The sequence below is a fragment of the Rugosimonospora acidiphila genome (genome assembly GCF_039543385.1).
Classification (GTDB): Bacteria; Actinomycetota; Actinomycetes; order Mycobacteriales; family Micromonosporaceae; genus Rugosimonospora; species Rugosimonospora acidiphila.
Genome location: NZ_BAABJQ010000005.1, coordinates 32,293 through 50,107, shown reverse-complemented (window position 1 = coordinate 50,107; position 17,815 = coordinate 32,293). Strand labels below are relative to the sequence as shown.

The 17,815-nt window shown below is 73.1% G+C and carries 16 protein-coding genes; 11 read left to right on the top strand and 5 right to left on the bottom strand.

Annotated elements, in window-relative coordinates:
• Positions 1-104 precede the first annotated feature (104 nt).
• From ABEA87_RS10235 to ABEA87_RS10220, 4 genes are all read left to right on the top strand, one after another.
• Entirely contained in the window at positions 105-719 is a 615-nt protein-coding gene (locus tag ABEA87_RS10235) for a mycothiol-dependent nitroreductase Rv2466c family protein (protein ID WP_459112884.1), read from the top strand.
• A gap of 107 nt (positions 720-826) precedes the next feature.
• Complete coding sequence (locus tag ABEA87_RS10230) at positions 827-1,276, top strand: hypothetical protein (protein ID WP_345628291.1); 450 nt, start codon at positions 827-829, stop codon at positions 1,274-1,276.
• Between the two features lie 111 nt (positions 1,277-1,387).
• The gene (locus ABEA87_RS10225) at positions 1,388-2,590 is read left to right on the top strand and encodes a DUF1015 family protein (RefSeq protein WP_345628290.1); all 1,203 of its coding nucleotides are present in this window, start codon (positions 1,388-1,390) and stop codon (positions 2,588-2,590) included.
• Positions 2,591-2,602: 12 nt separating this feature from the next.
• Positions 2,603-3,067 (top strand): ribose-5-phosphate isomerase, encoded by a 465-nt coding sequence (locus ABEA87_RS10220; protein WP_345628289.1) that lies wholly within the window; start codon positions 2,603-2,605, stop codon positions 3,065-3,067.
• 37 nt (positions 3,068-3,104) lie between these two features.
• Here ABEA87_RS10220 and ABEA87_RS10215 read toward each other — a convergent pair whose 3' ends face one another.
• Together ABEA87_RS10215 and ABEA87_RS10210 are read right to left on the bottom strand one after the other, a co-directional pair.
• Positions 3,105-3,413 carry a hypothetical protein gene (locus ABEA87_RS10215; protein WP_345628288.1) on the bottom strand — a complete coding sequence of 103 codons (309 nt, stop codon included), beginning with the start codon at positions 3,411-3,413 and terminating at the stop codon, positions 3,105-3,107.
• Positions 3,414-3,483: 70 nt separating this feature from the next.
• Complete coding sequence (locus ABEA87_RS10210) at positions 3,484-4,704, bottom strand: GNAT family N-acetyltransferase (RefSeq protein ID WP_345628287.1); 1,221 nt, start codon at positions 4,702-4,704, stop codon at positions 3,484-3,486.
• Positions 4,705-4,798: 94 nt separating this feature from the next.
• Here ABEA87_RS10210 and ABEA87_RS10205 point away from each other — a divergent pair, with 94 nt between their 5' ends.
• Both ABEA87_RS10205 and ABEA87_RS10200 read left to right on the top strand, forming a co-directional pair.
• Positions 4,799-6,727 (top strand): protein kinase domain-containing protein, encoded by a 1,929-nt coding sequence (locus ABEA87_RS10205; RefSeq protein WP_345628286.1) that lies wholly within the window; start codon positions 4,799-4,801, stop codon positions 6,725-6,727.
• A gap of 107 nt (positions 6,728-6,834) precedes the next feature.
• Complete coding sequence (locus ABEA87_RS10200; RefSeq protein ID WP_345628285.1) at positions 6,835-7,344, top strand: isochorismatase family protein; 510 nt, start codon at positions 6,835-6,837, stop codon at positions 7,342-7,344.
• Between the two features lie 214 nt (positions 7,345-7,558).
• Here ABEA87_RS10200 and hypF read toward each other — a convergent pair whose 3' ends face one another.
• Entirely contained in the window at positions 7,559-9,979 is a 2,421-nt protein-coding gene (gene hypF / locus ABEA87_RS10195; RefSeq protein WP_345628284.1) for a carbamoyltransferase HypF, read from the bottom strand.
• Between the two features lie 223 nt (positions 9,980-10,202).
• Between hypF and ABEA87_RS10190 the strand changes: the two genes are divergently transcribed.
• From ABEA87_RS10190 to ABEA87_RS10170, 5 genes are all read left to right on the top strand, one after another.
• A complete protein-coding gene (locus ABEA87_RS10190; protein ID WP_345628283.1) occupies positions 10,203-11,045 on the top strand; it encodes a nitrilase-related carbon-nitrogen hydrolase in 843 nt (280 codons plus the stop codon).
• On the top strand, positions 11,042-12,445 hold the full coding sequence (hydA, locus tag ABEA87_RS10185; RefSeq protein ID WP_345628282.1) for a dihydropyrimidinase: 1,404 nt from the start codon (positions 11,042-11,044) through the stop codon (positions 12,443-12,445). The genes ABEA87_RS10190 and hydA overlap by 4 nt, the downstream gene beginning before the upstream one ends.
• A gap of 52 nt (positions 12,446-12,497) precedes the next feature.
• Positions 12,498-13,979 carry a CoA-acylating methylmalonate-semialdehyde dehydrogenase gene (locus ABEA87_RS10180; protein WP_345628281.1) on the top strand — a complete coding sequence of 494 codons (1,482 nt, stop codon included), beginning with the start codon at positions 12,498-12,500 and terminating at the stop codon, positions 13,977-13,979.
• 4 nt (positions 13,980-13,983) lie between these two features.
• Positions 13,984-14,994, top strand: a complete 1,011-nt coding sequence (locus ABEA87_RS10175; RefSeq protein ID WP_345628280.1) for a TIGR03842 family LLM class F420-dependent oxidoreductase — start codon at positions 13,984-13,986, stop codon at positions 14,992-14,994.
• A gap of 175 nt (positions 14,995-15,169) precedes the next feature.
• Positions 15,170-16,495, top strand: a complete 1,326-nt coding sequence (locus tag ABEA87_RS10170) for a low temperature requirement protein A (RefSeq protein ID WP_345628279.1) — start codon at positions 15,170-15,172, stop codon at positions 16,493-16,495.
• On the opposite strand, the gene ABEA87_RS10165 is transcribed toward ABEA87_RS10170, so the two are convergent.
• Together ABEA87_RS10165 and ABEA87_RS10160 are read right to left on the bottom strand one after the other, a co-directional pair.
• Positions 16,488-17,255, bottom strand: coding sequence for a CPBP family intramembrane glutamic endopeptidase (locus ABEA87_RS10165; RefSeq protein WP_345628278.1), 768 nt, complete (start codon positions 17,253-17,255; stop codon positions 16,488-16,490). The two genes, ABEA87_RS10170 and ABEA87_RS10165, sit on opposite strands and share 8 nt — an antisense overlap.
• Positions 17,256-17,320: 65 nt before the next feature.
• Positions 17,321-17,785, bottom strand: a complete 465-nt coding sequence (locus tag ABEA87_RS10160) for a cupin domain-containing protein (protein ID WP_345628906.1) — start codon at positions 17,783-17,785, stop codon at positions 17,321-17,323.
• Between the last annotated feature and the right edge of the window lie 30 nt (positions 17,786-17,815).

The window sequence follows — 17,815 nt, the reverse complement described above, 5'->3', positions numbered from 1 at the left end:
ACGTCACGTGACCTCCGGTCGCGCGCGCCCGTCGACGCGAGAAACGATCGGGCGGAAGCGTGGCCCTCTGACACTAATCGGGAGACGTCGTGGTTGTGGAACGTATGACAGTGGACATGTGGTTCGATCCGCTGTGCCCATGGGCGTGGTTGACCTCGCGGTGGCTGCTGGAGGTCGAGAAGGTACGACCGGTGGACGTCCGGTTCCACGTGATGAGCCTGTCGGTCCTCAACCAGGGCCGTGACCTGCCGGAGAAGTACCGGGAGGCGATGGACGCCGCCTGGGGGCCGGTGCGGGTGTGCATCGCCGCCGAGCAGAAGTACGGCAACGGAGTGCTGCGCGACCTCTACACCGCGTTGGGCACCCGCCGGCACCCGGGCAAGCAGGAGTTCGGCCGGGACACCTACGTGGCGGCGCTCACCGAACTGGGCCTGGACCCGGCGCTGGCCGACGCGGCGGAGTCCACGGACTACGACGCCGCCCTGCGGGAGAGCCACGAGGCTGGCATGCGCCCGGTCGGGCTCGACGTCGGTACCCCCGTGATCCACGCCCCCGGGCCCACGGAGGGTTCGCAGATCGCCTTCTTCGGCCCGGTGGTGACCCCGGCCCCCAAGGGCGAGGCGGCCGGCCGGCTCTGGGACGGTGTGCTGCTGGTCGCCGGGACCGAGGGGTTCTACGAGATCAAGCGGACCCGCGACGTGGGCCCCGTGTTCGACTGACGCGCCGGGAGGGCGCGTCACGCGAGCGACGCGCCCTCGTTTCTTCCTGCGGAATCAGCCGCGGCGGGACTTGTGATGCCCGCCGCGCCGCCCGCGAGGAGGAGCCGATGGGCAGGGACGAGCCGCGCTCGGAACCAGCCACGCCGACCGTGTCCGAGACAGGGGTGTGCCGCGGCGAAGCGCGATGGACGGTCGCCCACTCCGCGTGGGAGGCGGTGGCGCCGGGCCTGCCCGATGAGGTCCGCTCACTTCTCGCGGCGCCGATCGTGGTGTCCGTCGACGTGTCGGGCGATGCCCGGGGGGCCGCTGGCCGCCGGGGCGCCGCGCGCGCCGAGGACGACGACGAGGAGAGGCAGCCGGAGCGGTACCCGAGCCCGGTCGACCCGTGCGCGGGCCTCGGCACCCGGCACGGTGAGGCCCGGCACGGTGAGGCCCGGCTCGGTGAGGCACTGCGCGGTGAGGTTCGGCCGGCCGAGCACCGGCACGGCGAGCCCCGGCCGATGTTTCTCGCTCCGGCCGGGCTGCGGCCGAGGGCCCTGGCCCGGCACCGCGTCTGAGCCGGACCTATCCGGGCAGGTCACCATGGCGAAGTCGATCGGGTGTCAAACTTCTGGGACGGGCCGGCCCGGCCGGCGGGGCCCGGCGGCCGGGCCGATAGCGTCATGGGTATGACGATCGCGCATGCCATCGCCCGTGCCTGGCTGTCCACCGGCGGCACCGGGGCACAGAACTACGACGAGTTCGCGGACGAGACCGAGATCACCGACATCATCGCGGCGAACCCGGCCAGCGCGCTGGCCGTGGAGATGCCGCACCGGGCGCCGGAGAACCTCGGCCGCTCGTTCGCCGAGACGCTGCCCTCAGCCAGGGCCCGGCTGGACGCCGCGCAGGCGGACGGACATTACCGGCCGCACGAGCGGATCGTGGCCCTGTACCGGATCAGCGGCGCGGGACAGGTCGGCTACGGCCTATGGACCATGATCGACACCGATCAGATCTCCACCAGCGCCGAGGAGCCCGGACTGGTGATCCGCAACGAGGACGTGTTCCTGGAGAAGGTGCGCGAACGGGTCGCCCTGGCGCAGGCCGTGGGCCGGCTGCTGTCCCCGGTGCTGCTGCTGCAGACCGCGCTCGGCGACCGGCTGCAGGACGCGCTCGTCCGGACGGTACTGGCCGCCGGCGCGCCGGACGTGACCGACACCGACCAGGCTGGCCGCACGCACGAGGTGTGGGCCGTGCCGGCCGGGCCGACCCAGGACGAACTGCTCGCACTGGCCGGAGGCGGCGAGCTGGTGGTGGCCGACGGTAACCACCGCAGCCTGGCCGCGCAGACCGCCGGGTACCCGCGCTTCCTCGCGGTGGTGACCACCCCCCAGTCGGTGGCCATCCAGCCGTACAACCGGCTGGTCTCCGAGCTGCCGGACGGGGTCGACGGGCTGCTCGCCGGCCTGCGCGCGGCCGGCGCCACGGTCACCTCGGTGGACGCGGCGGACGTGCCGACCGGACGCGGCACGGTCATCGCGTACGCGGGTGGGCAGGCCTACGCGATCACCCTGCCGCCCGACCCGACCGCCCGGCCGGTGGACAACCTGGACCACGCGCTGGTCGAGCGGGTGCTCCTGCGCGACGCGCTGGGCCTGGACCCGGGCGACAAGCGGATCACCTACGTCGGCGGCGACTACCCGGCGTCCTGGCTGGCCGGAGAGGTCGACGCGGGCCGTGCGGAGCTGGCGGTGCTGGTGGCGCCGGTCACAGTCGAGGACTTCGTGGCGGTAAATCTTGGCCGACAGAAGCTGCCTCGCAAGAGCACCTGGTTCACGCCGAAGGCCCGTGCGGGTCTGGTCGTCGCGGACCTGTCCGCACAGGGATGACAGACTGCGCGTATGCGCGTGTATCTCGGCTCGGACCATGCCGGCTATGAATTACGGAAGCACCTGGTCGATCAGCTGTCCGGACAGGGGTACGAGGTGGTTGACGTCGGTCCCGCCACCTACGACCCGAACGATGATTACCCGGCCTACTGCTTCGAGACCGGCGAGCGGGTCGTCGCGGACCCGGGCAGCCTGGGCGTGGTGATCGGCGGGTCCGGCAACGGCGAGCAGATCGCCGCCAACAAGGTCGAGGGCGTACGGGCCGCGCTGGCCTGGAACGCGGAGACCGCCACGCTGGCCCGCGAGCACAACGACGCGAACGTGGTGGCCATCGGTGCCCGGCAGCACTCGCTCGACGAGGCGACCGGGTTCGTGGAGATCTTCCTGGCCACCGCGTTCTCGGGCGACGCGCGGCACGCCCGCCGTATCAACCAGGTCGGCGAGTACGAGCGCGCCCACCGGGGCACGGGAGCCTGACTCCCCAAGCAACCCCGCGGCTCTGACACCCCGGCGCCTACTTTCGGGCGTCGGGGGGAGTCCAGCCGCGCCGGATGATGATCAGGTTCGTCTCCGCGGCGGCCAGGTCATCCGGGCTCGGCCGGGTGGCGTCCCGGGCCCGCATCGCGGCGCCCACGCTCACCTGTGAGGACCCGCCGCCCACCAGGCCGCGCAGGCCGCGCTCGGCCTCCCGGTCGTCGCCCGCCGGGGCGTCCTCGTCGTGGATCGCGCTGGTCACCGCGGCCAGGTCGGTCGGGGACGGCGCCGGGCCGTCGCCGACCGGTTCGGAACGCACCCGACGCCGCCGCCGTGGGGTCTCGGTCATGCCGGGCCACCTCCTCGTCCCGCCGGCGGCCCGCCCCGCCGGGCGAGGCGGGGCGGGTCACCGGTGACGGTCAGAATATTTCCGTCGCGGCGGGCGCCCGGTGCCAGCGGAATGCCGCATCGACCCCGACCAGCGTGCCGGGGGTCAGCTCCCTGAGCCGGCCACCCGCGGCCAGCGTACCCAGCGGGGTGCCCCCCAGGTATACGGCGCCCAGCGCGCCCAGCTCGAAGTCCAGGTCGGCGGGCCGGTCGGTACGGGTACAGCTGGCCCGATCCGGGCCGCCGATGAGGTGCCAATTGCCGGAATTCTCCGGCAGCAGCGGATCTTCGGTGCGCAGCACCACGTCGACCGGCACCGGGTACCGGCGGGCGGCCAGGGCGGCCGGTACGTCGACCAGCCGCAGCCACAGCGCGTCCTCCAGCCTGGCGCCCAGTGCGGTCGGCTCGTTGACCAGGTACAGCAGGGGCTCGTCGATGGCGGCGAAGGTGAACTGGGTGCGCCGGGTCAGGTCCATGTTGAGCAGGAAGTGCCACAGCGCCCGGTACCCGGCCGGATCGGCGGCGACCACCTCGCGGACGTCCACCGTGCCCGGCCCATCGTCTTCCCTGTTGCGGCCCCGCCACAGCGCGTACCCGTCGATCCCGCCCGCCGTCTCGTGGAGCACCGCCCGCATCGCGGTGCCGCCGTGTCGCCAGCTCTTCGGGTCGGCGGTGATCCGGTGCCAGAGCCGGTCGTGGCGGCTGGACCAGCCGGGCCGGCCTGGTAGCGCCTGGTCGTACACCTTGCGAAGGTCGGCGACGACGTCGGCCGGGACGGCGGAGCGCAGCCGGCCGCTGTCGTGCGGCGGCTCGCGCAGCTGAACCTCGCGGTCGGCGTTCAACATCAGCCGGCACGCGGCCAGGCCGTACCCGTACCGCTGGTAGATCTTCCCCTCGCTGGCCCACAGGTGGGCGACCGGCTCGCCGAGCCGGCGGGCGTCGGCCAGCAGGTGGCCCATCATCCGGTTGAGCAGCCCGTGGCGGCGGTGGGTGGGCTCCACCCCGACCCCTGTCACGTGGGCCGACGGGACCACCGCCCCCGGCACGGCCAGGTCGCGGGTGTACGCGCTGGCGGACCCGGCGAGGATGTCGCCGTGGTACGCCACGACGGCCCGCGCGGGCTCGAAAACGGCGCGATAGAGGTCGATGACCCCTTCGTCGGGATCATCATGGAAAACGGTAGTCAGCAGCCTGTGAATCGGTTCGAAATCCTCGGGGGTGCCGGTCCGCAGCACGTACTCATCGCTCACCATCCCCCCTTCCTAAGCGATTGGGGTGGGGCAAAGCGAGCTATTTACGCGGTCGCTACGCTCGACAGAGGCGGCAGGACGAGGGGGAGTGACCGGTATGGCCGAAGTGCTGGATCTGGTGTGCGGTCCGGCGAGCCCGCTGCCGGAGACCTACCAGCGCTACCGGCTGGTCGCGCACCTCGGCTCCGGCGGCCAGGCCGAGGTATACCGGGCGGTCCGGCTCTGCGGCGGGGTGGCCAGCGCGCCGATGACCGTGAAGGTGTTCCGGGTCGATCCCAAGCGCCCGCTGGTCGACGAGCTGCGCTCCTGGGACAAGGGTGACGCCACGCTCATGGACCTCAACAACCGGGGCGTGACGGGCATCTGCCGGCGCGCCGACGGCTTCTACGGGCCCCCGCCGCACCGGCCGGGTGAGGCCCCCGAGCCGGGCAACGCGGTGCCCTACCAGATCTACGACTACCTGCACGGGGTGAACCTGCGGGTCTACCTGCTCTCGGCGGGCGCGGCCGGACCCGGCCCGAAGCTGAACGCGGTGTCCGCGCTGCGTACCCTTGCCGGGATCCTGCGTGAGCTGCATCATCCCGATGACCCGGGTGCCACCCCCGTGCTGCACATGGACGTCAAGCCGTCCAACGTGATGGTGCTGGCCAACGGCGAGGTGCGGCTGATCGACTTCACCGGGGCGCGGTACTGGCGGACCGGGGAGATCACCCAGATCGCGTACACCCCGGAGTCGGGCGGGCCCGAGGCGCTGCGGGGTCAGGTCGGCCCCGCCTACGACGTGCACGGTCTCGGCGCGGTCGCCTACTTCATGGTCACCGGTGCCCTGCCGCGCGGCGAGCAGGCGCCGCCACCGGCCGCCCACCCGGTGCTGTCCGGCCGGCCGGCCCTGCGCGACGTACTGCTCGCCCCGCTGGCCGACCGGCCCGGCGACCGCCCGTCGACCCTGGAACTCAACGCCTGGGTGGACCGCCTGGCGGCGCTGGTGCGCTCCGGCTCGCTGCCGGAGACCGGGGTGGACTGGGCGGAGCCGGAGCAGGCGGTCACGGTGCGGGCGGTCGGCCGGGCCGCGGTGGTCTCCGGTACCGAGACCGACGCCTTCCAGCGCATCGAGCGGCTGGAGCGGGAACTGGTCAAGCTGCGCGGCTCGCTCGGCGCGGACCGGGCCGCCTCGGCCGGCCCGCTGCTGGCGGCCGCCGCGTACGCGGCACACCCGCTCGGCGATCGGGAATCCCCGGCGGGCACCGAGCCGGGCTCGCCGGAGCCGGCAGGGGCGGGACTGGGCGGCCTGGCGACCGCCCGGATGGGCCGCGCCAACGGCGGCTCGGGCGGCGGCCCCAACGGTGGCTCTCCCGGTGGCTCTCCCGGCGCTGGGGCGGCCGCCGCGACCGTGCTCAACGACTCCCTGGCGGACCGCGGCCTGAACAACCGCACCCTGGTCGAGCGGCCCGGTGGTGGCGGCTCGGGCGGCGGCAACGGGCGACCCGGCGGCGCGTCCTCCGGCCCGGCACCCACCCGGCTCGCCGAGGCTGACCAGTCGGGCGGCGGCGCCCACCCGGCGGACGGCCAGGGCGCGGGCGAGCAGGCGATCCGGGGCCGCGCCGCGGTGGTGTCCAAGCCGCCGCCGGGCCCCGACACCAGCGTCTACGAGCCGGGTGAGCCGCCCCGCGAGCCCCGCCCGTCGATGGACGAGCAGATCCGGGTGCTCAAGCGCGGCGGCGGCTGGACCTGGTTCGGCGGGATCGTCGCCTTTGTCGGCTGGGGCGTGTGGGCGATCGCCAACCGGGGGCAGAGCCTGTTCGCCCCGCTGCTCGAATTCGCCGCGGTGCTGGCGGTCGGCGCCGGCCTGTTCATCGTGTTCCGGCTGATGGGCAGGCTGGTCGTGGAGCGCTGGATGGGTCACCGGCGGCAGACCGCCCGGCTGGCCCACCTCGGTACCGCCCTGTACCTGGTGGTGGTCGGGGTGGCGTACCTGCGCCAGACGCCGTGGGTGATGCACCTGGTGTCCTGGGTGCACGGGGCGTAGCGGCCGAGGCCGCCACGGGCGGAGCGGCCGAGGGCCTCCCGCGCGACCGGAACCCTCCGGTAGCGACCCGGGGATTCCTGTCGTACCCCTCCGGTAGCTTGCGCCACATGCCACAGGTTTTGGTCATGATCGACGTTCAGCGCGACATGCTGGAGCCGCCACTGCCGGTGCCCTCGGCCAGACAGGTAGGCGCGGCGATCCGGGACGTGCTCGACCGCGCCCGCCAAGCCGGTGCCCAGGTGGTGCACGTGCGCAACAACGGCGGCGCCGACGACCCCGACGCGCCCGACAGCCTCGGTTGGGAACTGGTGCACGAGGTCCGCGACGGCGAGCACCTGATCGACAAGTCGGTGCCCGACTCGTTCGACGGCACCGGGCTGGACAAGATCCTGCCCGACGGCGCGCCGCTGATCCTGGTGGGCATGCAGAGCGACTACTGCGTGCGGGCGACCGCACTGGCCGCGCTGAGCCGGGGCCACCAGGTGACCCTGGTGCGCGACGCGCACGCGACCTATGACGACGAGGTGCCGGCGGCGCAGGCCTCACGCCGGGTCGAGGACGAGTTGCGGGCGGCCGGCGCGATGGTGATCGGCAGCGAGGACGTCCGCTTCGACTGACCGGGGTCGCCGGGCGCCGGTCCTCACGGCCCGGTCACGGGGCGGGCCGAGCGGCCCGGCGCCCGGCGATTCCGGTGCGCACGGTCCCGGTGCCCGCGCTCCCCGATACGCGATCCCGGTGCGCGGTCCCGTTGCACGGTCAGGTGTGCGGTCGGCCCGAGCGTGGTCCTGGCCCGAGCGTGGTCCTGGCCCGAGCGTGGTCCTGGCCCGCGCGTCAGGTGTGCGCGGTCGCGGCGCTTGCGGTCGGGTATGCGTGGTCCCGGTATGCGTGGTCCCGGTGTGCGTGGTCCCGGTGTGCGTGGTCGAGGTCCGCGCGGTCCTGGGCCGCGGCGATCGCCGCCTGGCCCAGGCTGATCCCGCCGTCGTTGGCCGGCACCCGGCGGTGGGTGAGCACCTCGAAGCCCGCCGAGGTGAGCCGGGCGACCGTGCGCTCCAGCAGCAGTAGGTTCTGGAAGACGCCGCCCGACAGCGCCACCGTGGACAGCCCGGAGCCCGACCGGATCAGGGCGCAGGCCCGCACCACGGCGTCCACCATCCCGTTGTGGAACCGTGCCGCGATCATCGCCGGGGGCACCCCGGCGGTCAGGTCCGCGACGGCCGCCCGGATCAGGTCGGCGCCGTGGATGAGCAGCGGATCGCCCGGCTCGACGGCGGCGCGGTAGCCGCCGGACTCGGCGCGGTCGGCGCGCCGCTCCAGTTCGATGGCCGCCTGGCCCTCGTAGCTGACCGTGTCCCGCACCCCGATCAGCGCGGCCACCGCGTCGAACAGCCGTCCGGCGCTGGAGGTCGGCGGGGAGTTGAGGCCGGCCCGGCCGAGCGCGGCGACCTGGCGCCAGGCCGGATCGTGGCGCCGCAGCAGCTCCAGTCCGGTCGGCGGGGCGCCGTCGAAGGCGGCGTCGAGGTGGGCGACCGCCATCCGCCAGGGCGCCCGGATCGCCGCCGCGCCGCCGGGCAGGGGTACCGGGACGAGGTGGCCGGCGCGGGTGAAGCCGGCCAGGTCGGCGACGAGAAGCTCGCCGCCCCAGATCGTGGCGTCGGTGCCGTACCCGGTGCCGTCGAAGGCGACCCCGATCACCGGGCCGGGGTGGCCGTTGTCGGCCAGGCACGAGGCGAGGTGCGCGTGGTGGTGCTGCACCGGTACCCGGTGTGGCGCCTCGTACTCCAGCGCGTACCTGGTTGACAGGTACTCGGGGTGCAGATCGTGCGCCACGACGGCGGGGCGTACGTCGAACAGCCGGGTGAAGTGTTCGATCCCGTCGACGAAGCTGCGCAGCGTCGGGTGGTTCTCCAGGTCGCCGATGTGCGCAGAGAGGAACGCGTGCCGCCCCTTGGCCAGGCAGAACGTGTTCTTCAGCCCGGCACCGCAGGCCAGCACCGGCCGGGGCGTGTCCCAGGCCAGCCGCACCGGCTCCGGCGCGTAGCCGCGCGAGCGCCGCACCGGCATCGGGTGACCCCGGAACACGCGTACCACCGAGTCGTCGGTGCGCACGTGGATGGGGCGGTCGTGGGTGAGCACGGCGTCGGCGATCGCGCCCAGCCGGGCGATGGCGTCGTGGTCCTCGTGCGCGATCGGTTCGTTGGACACGTTCCCGCTGGTCAGTACGATCGGGCCGGCGACGCGCCGGAGCAGCAGGTGGTGCAGCGGGGTGTACGGCAGCAGCACCCCCAGCGAGCGGTCGCCGGGGGCGACCGAGGGCGCGATCGGCGGCCCGTCCGGTCCCGGTGACCCGGTCCGGTGGCGGTCCAGCAGCACGATCGGGGCGGCCCGGTCGGTCAGCAGCCGCTCGGCGACCGCGTCGACCTCGCACAGCCGCCGCGCCCGGTCCAGATCGGCCACCATCACCGCGAACGGCTTGTCCTCGCGGTGCTTGCGCGCCCGCAGCCGGGCCGCCGCGCGCTCGTCCGTGGCCGACACCGCGAGGTGGTACCCGCCCAGCCCCTTGACGGCGACGATGCCGCCGGCCCGCAGCACCTCGGCGGCGCCGGCCAGCGGCCCGTCTGCCGGGCCGTCCGCCGGGGTGGCCGCCGGTGGCGTGGGCCATGGGCGGCCCGCCGGGTCGAGCAGCGCGAGCCGGGGGCCGCACGTCGGGCAGCAGACGGGCTGGGCGTGGAAGCGACGGTCGGCCGGGTCGTGGTACTCGGCGGCGCAGGCCGGGCACAGGGCGAAGCCGGCCATCGTGGTGAGCGGGCGGTCGTAGGGCACCCCGCGGGTGATGGTGAAGCGCGGGCCGCAGTTGGTGCAGTTGATGAACGCATACCCGTACCGGCGGTCCGCCGGATCGTCCAGCTCGCGCAGGCAGTCGGCGCAGGTGGCGCTGTCCGCGCAGACCAGGGTGGCGACCCGGCCGGCCGGGTCGCTGGGCACGATGGCGAAGCCGCCGGTGCCCACGGGCTCGCGGGGCTCGGTGCGCACCCGATCGACACACGCGAGCGCGGGTGCCTGCCGGTGCAGGGCGAGCACGAACTCGTCGACGGTCTCGGCCGGGCCCTCGACCTCGATGAAGACGCCGGCGACGTCGTTGCCGACGTGTCCGTTCAGGCGCAGCCGGGTGGCGAGGGCGTACACGAACGGGCGGAACCCCACGCCCTGCACCACACCCTCGACGCGGATGCCCATCCGGACCGATTTGTCCATGCTCGCCAGTTTCCCGCCCGGCGGCCGAACGCGCAGGTCAACCCGGTGGATCGCCGGGACCGGAACGACAAATACATCGACCGTGCTCTGGACAAGCCAGATCAGCGTCCTACGCTATCCGAATCCGGCTCAACACCGGCCGTGACGGTTCCGGGGCGCGATCGACCCCGACTCCGCCGGGTCGCCGGGCGTGGGCGCGGGACTCGGTGATGAGGGGACGGCTATGGCAGACGTCATTCGCGCCGCTCTGGTCCAGGCCAATTGGACCGGCGACAAGGAATCCATGATCAAAGCGCACGAGGAGTACGCCCGGCAGGCCGCGGCGCGGGGCGCCAAGGTGATGTGCTTTCAGGAGCTGTTCTACGGGCCGTACTTCTGCCAGGTGCAGGACTCGCGGTATTACGCCTATGCCGAGCCGGTGCCGGGCCCGACCGTCGAGCGGTTCGGTGCGCTCGCCGCCGAGCTGGGCATGGTGCTGGTGCTGCCGGTGTACGAGCAGGAGCAGCCGGGGGTGCTGTACAACACCGCCGCCGTGGTGGACGCCGACGGGCGGTACCTCGGCAAGTACCGCAAGTCGCATATCCCGCAGGTCAAGGGGTTCTGGGAGAAGTACTACTTCCGGCCCGGCAACCTCGGGTACCCGGTGTTCGACACGGCGGTCGGCCGCGTCGGCGTGTACATCTGCTACGACCGGCACTTCCCCGAGGGCTGGCGGGCGCTGGGCCTGGCCGGCGCGCAGGTCGTGTTCAATCCATCGGCGACCAGCCGTGGCCTGTCGGCGTACCTGTGGCAGCTGGAGCAGCCCGCGTCGGCGGTGGCCAACGAGTACTTCATCGGCGCGATCAACCGGGTGGGCATCGAGGCCGACCTCGGCGACGACGACTTCTACGGCAGTTCCTACTTCGTGGACCCGGAGGGCAGGTTCGTCGGCGAGGTGGCCAGCGCGCACGACCCCGAGCTGGTGGTGCGGGACCTGGACCTGGAACTGCTCGCCGAGGTGCGTGCCCGGTGGGCGTTCTACCGAGATCGCCGGCCGGACAGCTACGGGAACCTGGTCCAGCCATGAGCACCTTGTTGATCAAGGGCGGGACGGTTGTCGGGGTGGCCGGGGCGATCGCGGCCGACGTGCTGGTCGACGGCGAGACGATCGCGGCCGTCACCGAGCCGGGCCGGATCTCCTCCGCCGACCGGGTACTGGACGCGACCGGCAGGTTTGTCATCCCCGGCGGCATCGACGTGCACACCCACATGCGGCTGCCGTTCGGCGGCACGTTCGCCAGCGACACGTTCGAGACCGGTACCCGGGCGGCGGCGTTCGGGGGTACCACCACGATCATCGACTTCGCGGTGCAGCGCACCGGCGAGGTGGTGCAGGACGGGCTGGCCGCCTGGCACGCCCTCGCCGATGGCGAGTGCTTCATCGACTACGGCTTCCACATGATCCTCGGCGGGGTCGACGAGGACGCCCTCAAGGCCATGGACCAGTTGGTGGCCGACGAGGGGGTGACCAGCTTCAAGCTGTTCATGGCGTACCCCGGCGTGTTCTACAGCGACGACGGGCAGATCCTGCGGGCCATGCAGCGGGCGCGTGGCAACGGGGCGATGATCATGATGCACGCCGAGAACGGGATAGCCATCGACGTGCTGGTCCAGCAGGCGCTGGCCAGGGGCGAGACCGACCCGGTATACCACGGCCTGACCCGGCCGCCGGAGCTGGAGGCGGAGGCCACCCACCGGGCGATAGTGCTGGCCGGGGTCGCCCGGGACTGCCCGTTGTACTTCGTGCACCTGTCCGCCAGCGAGGCGCTGGAGCACGTGGCCGCCGCCCGGGACGCGGGCCGGAACGTGTTCGCCGAGACCTGCCCGCAATACCTGTACCTGACGCTGGAGGACCAGCTCGGCGCGCCCGGCTTCGAGGGCGCCAAATGGGTGGCGTCGCCGCCGCTGCGCAGCCGGCACGAGCCGCACCGGGCCGACCTGTGGAAGGGCCTGCGCGCCAACGACCTGGCGGTGGTCTCCACCGACCACTGCCCGTTCTGCATGAAGGAGCAGAAGGAGCTGGGGCTGGGCGACTTCTCGAGGATCCCCAACGGGATCGGCACCGTCGAGCACCGCGTCGACCTGCTGTACCAGGGCGTGGTGGAGGGCAAGCTGTCCCTGCAGCGGTGGGTGGAGACCATCGCCACCACGCCGGCCCGGATGTTCGGCCTGTACCCGCGCAAGGGCGTCATCGCGCCCGGCTCGGACGCGGACATCGTGCTCTACGACCCGCAGGGGCACACCAGGATCGGCGCGGCCACCCACCACATGAACCTGGACCACTCGGCGTGGGAGGGGTTCGAGATCGCCGGCCGGGTCGACACCGTGGTGTCCCGGGGCGACGTGATAGTGGACGGTACCGGGCTGCACGCGACCAAGGGCCGCGGCCGGTACCTGCGCCGGGGCCTGTCGTCCTACCTGTTGTGAGGCGGGGGTCCACGAGTCCGGCACGGCGACGATGAGCGGCGGGAGCATGCGAATGCGGACGATTCAGCACTGGATCAACGGGTCCACGGTCGGCGGTGAGGGAACCACCCGGCTACCGGTGTTCGACCCGGCCACCGGCGAGCAGGCCGCGGAGGTGATCGCGGCGACCGCCGGCGAGGTGCGCGAGGCGGTGCGCGCCGCGACCGCGGCCTTCCCCGGCTGGCGGGCGACCGGGCTGTCCCGCCGGGCCGAGGTGATGTTCCGGTTCCGCGAGCTGGTGGACGCCAACCGCAAGGAGATCGCCGGCCTGATCAGCGCCGAGCACGGCAAGACGGTCGCGGACGCGCTCGGCGAGCTGGCGCGGGGCATCGAGAACATCGAGTTCGCGGCCGGCGCGTCGGCGCTGCTCAAGGGTGGCTTCACCGAGCAGGCCTCGACCGGGGTGGACGTGTACTCGATCCGGCAGCCGCTGGGCGTGGTCGCCGGGATCACCCCGTTCAACTTCCCGGCGATGGTGCCGATGTGGATGTTCTGCACCGCGCTGGTGGCCGGCAACGCCTTCGTGCTCAAGCCCAGCGAGAAGGACCCGTCGACGTCGCTGCTGCTGGCGGACCTGCTGCACCAGGCCGGGGCGCCGGCCGGCGTGTTCAACGTGGTGCAGGGCGACTCCACGGCGGTCGAAGCGCTGCTCGCCGACCCGGGCATCGCGGCGGTCAGCTTCGTCGGCTCCACACCGGTGGCCCGGCACGTCTATGAGACCGCCACGCGGGCCGGCAAGCGGGTGCAGGCCCTCGGCGGGGCGAAGAACCACATGGTGGTGCTCCCCGACGCGGACCTCGACGCGGCGGCCGACGCGGCGGTGTCGGCCGGGTACGGGTCGGCCGGCGAGCGGTGCATGGCCGTGTCGGTGGTGGTGGCCGTCGGTCCGGTCGCCGATCCGCTGGTCGACGCGATCGCCCGCCGCGTCGCCGCGATCCGGGTCGGGCCGGCCAGCGACCCGAACGCCGAGATGGGGCCGCTGATCAGCCGGGAGCACCGGGACCGGGTCGCCGGGTACCTGGCCGGCGGGGGCGGCGACGTGGTGGTGGACGGTCGGGTGGCGCCGGCCGCGCAGGGTCCGGGATTCTTCCTCGGACCGTCCCTTGTGGACAATGTGTCCACCGGATCCGGCTACTACACCGACGAGATCTTCGGGCCGGTGCTGTCGGTGGTGCGGGTGCGCACCTACGACGAGGCGGTGGCCCTGGTCAACGACAACCCGTACGGCAACGGCACGGCCATCTTCACCCGGGACGGGGGAGCGGCCCGTCGCTTCCAGTACGAGGTGGTGTGCGGCATGGTCGGCGTCAACGTGCCCATCCCGGTGCCGGTGGCGTACTACAGCTTCGGCGGCTGGAAGTCCTCCCTCTTCGGCGACCTGCACATGTACGGGCCGGAGGGGCTGGACTTCTACACGCGCACCAAGGTGGTCACCTCGCGCTGGCCGGATCCTTCCACCTCGCAGGTCGACCTGGGATTCCCGACAGTGAGGTGAGCGCATGGATCTGGGCGTCGTCTTCCAGCTGGATCCGCCGGCCGGCGAGGTCGTCCGGCTGGCCCGGCTGGCCGAGGGTTACGGTTTCAGTCACGTGTGGACGTTCGACTCCCACCTGCTGTGGCAGGAGCCGTTCGTCGTGTACAGCCAGATCCTGGCCAACACGTCGCGGGTGACGGTCGGGCCGATGGTCACCAATCCGGGTACCCGCGACGCCAGCGTCACCGCGTCCCTGTTCGCCACGCTCAACGACATGTTCGGCAACCGCACGATCTGCGGCATCGGCCGGGGCGACTCGGCCCTGCGTACCCTCGGCCTGCCCCCGGGCAGCCTGGCCGACCTGCGCAAGTGCGTGCGGGTGATCCGGGAGTTGGCCAACGGGCGGCCGGTTGTCCACAACGGACACGAGCTGCGCTTCCCGTGGGTGCGCGACGGCCGGCTGGAGGTCTGGGTCGCCGCGTACGGGCCGAGGGCGTTGGCGCTGGCCGGCGAGGTGGGCGACGGGTACATCCTGCAGTTGGCGGACCCGGACATCGCGGCCTGGATGATCGATGCCGTGCGCTCGGCCGCGCGCCGGGCCGGCCGCGACCCGGACGCGGTGAAGTTCTGCGTGGCGGCCCCCGCGTACGTCGGCGACGACCTGGCCCACCAGCGGGAGCAGACCCGCTGGTTCGGCGGCATGGTCGGCAACCACGTGGCCGACATCGTCGCCCGGTACGGGGCGGGCGGCGGGGTGCCGGCCGCCCTGACCGACTACATCGCCGGCCGGCGGGGGTACGACTACGCCGAACACGGCCGGGCGGGCAACCGGCACACCTCGTTCGTACCCGACGAGATCGTGGACCGGTTCTGCGTACTCGGGCCGGTCGAGGCCCACCTGTCCCGGCTGCGCGCGCTGCGGGACCTCGGCGTCGACCAGTTCGCCATCTATCTGCAGCACGACGACAAGGAGCACACGCTGGCCGCGTACGGCGAGCACATCCTGCCGGCGCTGGCGCCCACGGTCCCCGCCTGAGCCCGCCCGCCCACCCGGTCTGCCTGCCTCGTCCGTCCGCCCGCCCCGCCCCGGCCCGGTCTGGCCTCGGGCCCGTCTGGCCCGGGGCGGGCTGGCGTGAGCCGCGGCGCGCCCGGCCCCGCCACGCCCAGCGGTTCGTTTGCGTGCCGGGTCGCCGTGGTAGGACCCGTTCAGGATGGCCGGAGAAGCGGGCGAGTCGATGTCGGGGAGCGGACCCGTCGCGCTGTTGCGCGACCCCGGCCACGCCCAGCGTTCGACGTTCGTGGAGCTGTTCTTCGACCTGGTGTTCGCGTTCGCGCTGACCAGGCTGGCCGACGGGTTGATCGACGACCTGAAGTGGATCGACGTGGCCCAGACCGCGCTGCTGCTGCCGGCCATGTGGTGGGTATGGACCCTCACGCTCTGGCTGAACGACTGGCTGGACCCGAATCACCTGGCCGTCCAGCTGACGATAGTCGTGATCATGCTGGGCAGTCTGGTGATGGCGGCCGCCGTACCGGAGGCGTTCGGCCGGCACGGCAAGTTCTTCGCGACCGCGTACGTCGTCACCCAGGTCGGGCGCACCGTGTTCTTCGCCCTCGCGCTGCGCGGCCACCGGCTGCAGAGCCGGGGTTGGCGGGTGCTGTTCTGGTTCGGCCTGTCGGCCGTACCCTGGATCGCCGGCGCCGTCGGCCACCACGCCGTACGCGGCGCGCTGTGGGCGATCGCGCTGGGCATGGACTATCTGGCCGCCGCGCTCAACTACCCGACGCCCGGCCTGGGCCGGTCGCACACCGAGGACTGGCGGCTGGCCGGAGAGCACCTCTCGGAGCGGTACCGGCAGTTCGTGATCATCGCGCTCGGCGAGACCATCCTGGTCACCGGCTCGGCGTTCAGCGCCGCCTTCACCGGCGGGGGCTCGGCGGCGGCGGTGGCCTCGTTCGTCACCACGGTGCTCCTGTGGCGGATCTACTTCCACCGCTCCACCGACCTGATCGGGGCCTCGGGCGCCGTCTCCCGTAGCCCGGCCGGGTTGGGCCGGCTCGCCGCCTACACGCACCTGGTCATCGTGGCCGGCATCGTGATCACCGCTGTCGGTGACCGGATCGACCTCGCCCACTCGCTCACGCCGGTGCGGCTCGCGTGGGTCCTGGCCTCCGTGGGTGGCCCGGCGCTGTTCGTCGCCGGGCGGGCGCTGTTCGAGTACACGGTGTTCTCCGGCGTGTCCTGGTCGCGCCCGGCCGGCCTGGCCGCGCTGGCGGCGCTGGTACCGCTGGCCTACTTCCCGCACGCCCCCACGCTCGTCGTCGCCCTGGTCGTCAACGCGATCCTGCTGGCCGTGGTGGTCATTGACGCGGTGACCAGCCCGGTTCGGCCGCCGCGCCAGGGCGTCCAGCCCGCGTTGCGCCGCACCGGTCGAGCGGCTCGCCCGGCCGGCCCCAGTGGCCTCGCCGGTCGGGCGAACCCCGACGACATGGGCGGTCCCGCCGTGGTGGAGGGCGGGTCCGGGCCGCTCAGTTGAGCACGCCCACCAGCGTCACCAGGATGCCGAAGGAGTTGGCCAGCACGTGCATCACCATGCCGAGGCGGTAGCTACGCAGGCGCACGACCAGGGTGGTCAGGATGAGTTCCAGCACGAAGATCAATGGCCAGTTCCAGGGCTGCCAGTAGTGCTGGACGGTGAACAGCGCCGCCGACACCGGTACCGCCGTCCAGCCGGCCACCGGCAGGCGGGGCAGCAGGTACGCGCGGAAGTACAGCTCCTCCACGATCGGGTTGGTCACGCCGTCCACCGCCAGCGCCACCAGCATCGTGGCCACCAGTACCGGCCGGGAGAACCCGGACGTGGCGTCGTAACTGGGCAGCAGCCAGTGCGGGTACAGGCCCGCGCAGTGGGCCGCGAGGGCGTCCGTGAGCGGGCCGGACGTGACGGCCGCGATCAGGGCGACCGCGAACAGCGGAGGTACCAGCAGGACCCACCGGCGCAGCGGCCGGCGGTAGGCCAGCACGGCCGGCAGCGCCCGCAGCGACCAGCGCCCGGTCGCGCGGTGCGCCGCGACCAGCAGGATGCTCAGCTCGACCGGCGTGAGCAGCAGTGCGAACGCGACGTCCAGAGAGAAGTCGGCGGGCAGCCCGAGCCGTGAGACGAGGGGCTTCAGGGCGAGGGCCCCGGCGAACGCGAGCACCGCCGGGGCCAGGTGCCGGAGTACCGCCGACGGCCATCCGAACCGGGGAAAGTCGCTCACCGGAGGTGAGGACCGCGGATCGAGTGTGGTCATCATGCGGTTCAGGGTTCTCCGCGCCGGCCCCGGCGGGAATCCGGCCGACCCGACTTCGCGTGGTGGGGTCAGCCGGAGGTCGGCGGCTCCATCCGGAAGTCGGCGAAGTCGAAGCCGGGCGACACCACGCAGGTGACCAGCGTCGGCTCCACGGTGGACGGACCCGCCACCGGCGCCGCGGACTGCCACGTCCCGGCCGGCACCAGGCGGGCGGGCGCCGCGCCGGCCCCGAGGTCGGGGCCGAGCACCAGCGCGTCACCGGGCGGTCGGGGGCTCTGCCCGGTGCCGCCGAGCCGCAGCAGCAACGGGCCGCCCGAGTGCCACAGCCACAGCTCGTCGGAGCGCACCACGTGCCAGCGGGACTCCTCGCCGGGGTGCAGGAGGAAGTGGATGGCGGTGGCGGTGTGCCGTGGCCCCGGATAACCGGGCGGGGTGACGGTGACCGGGGACTCCCAGATCCGGGCGTACCAGCCGCCCTCCGGATGCGGGGCCAGGCCGAGCCGCTCAACCAGGTCGCAGACGTCGGCGGGCATGCCGACCATCCTTCCACCGTACGGGGCGGC

Coding starts and splice junctions, on each gene's coding strand:
- ABEA87_RS10235 (WP_459112884.1), top strand. CDS start 105: ATGACAGTGGACATGTGGTTCGATCCGCTGTGCCCATGGGCGTGGTTG.
- ABEA87_RS10230 (WP_345628291.1), top strand. CDS start 827: ATGGGCAGGGACGAGCCGCGCTCGGAACCAGCCACGCCGACCGTGTCC.
- ABEA87_RS10225 (WP_345628290.1), top strand. CDS start 1,388: ATGACGATCGCGCATGCCATCGCCCGTGCCTGGCTGTCCACCGGCGGC.
- ABEA87_RS10220 (WP_345628289.1), top strand. CDS start 2,603: ATGCGCGTGTATCTCGGCTCGGACCATGCCGGCTATGAATTACGGAAG.
- ABEA87_RS10215 (WP_345628288.1), bottom strand. CDS start 3,413: ATGACCGAGACCCCACGGCGGCGGCGTCGGGTGCGTTCCGAACCGGTC.
- ABEA87_RS10210 (WP_345628287.1), bottom strand. CDS start 4,704: ATGGTGAGCGATGAGTACGTGCTGCGGACCGGCACCCCCGAGGATTTC.
- ABEA87_RS10205 (WP_345628286.1), top strand. CDS start 4,799: ATGGCCGAAGTGCTGGATCTGGTGTGCGGTCCGGCGAGCCCGCTGCCG.
- ABEA87_RS10200 (WP_345628285.1), top strand. CDS start 6,835: ATGCCACAGGTTTTGGTCATGATCGACGTTCAGCGCGACATGCTGGAG.
- hypF (WP_345628284.1), bottom strand. CDS start 9,979: ATGGACAAATCGGTCCGGATGGGCATCCGCGTCGAGGGTGTGGTGCAG.
- ABEA87_RS10190 (WP_345628283.1), top strand. CDS start 10,203: ATGGCAGACGTCATTCGCGCCGCTCTGGTCCAGGCCAATTGGACCGGC.
- hydA (WP_345628282.1), top strand. CDS start 11,042: ATGAGCACCTTGTTGATCAAGGGCGGGACGGTTGTCGGGGTGGCCGGG.
- ABEA87_RS10180 (WP_345628281.1), top strand. CDS start 12,498: ATGCGGACGATTCAGCACTGGATCAACGGGTCCACGGTCGGCGGTGAG.
- ABEA87_RS10175 (WP_345628280.1), top strand. CDS start 13,984: ATGGATCTGGGCGTCGTCTTCCAGCTGGATCCGCCGGCCGGCGAGGTC.
- ABEA87_RS10170 (WP_345628279.1), top strand. CDS start 15,170: ATGGCCGGAGAAGCGGGCGAGTCGATGTCGGGGAGCGGACCCGTCGCG.
- ABEA87_RS10165 (WP_345628278.1), bottom strand. CDS start 17,255: ATGATGACCACACTCGATCCGCGGTCCTCACCTCCGGTGAGCGACTTT.
- ABEA87_RS10160 (WP_345628906.1), bottom strand. CDS start 17,785: ATGCCCGCCGACGTCTGCGACCTGGTTGAGCGGCTCGGCCTGGCCCCG.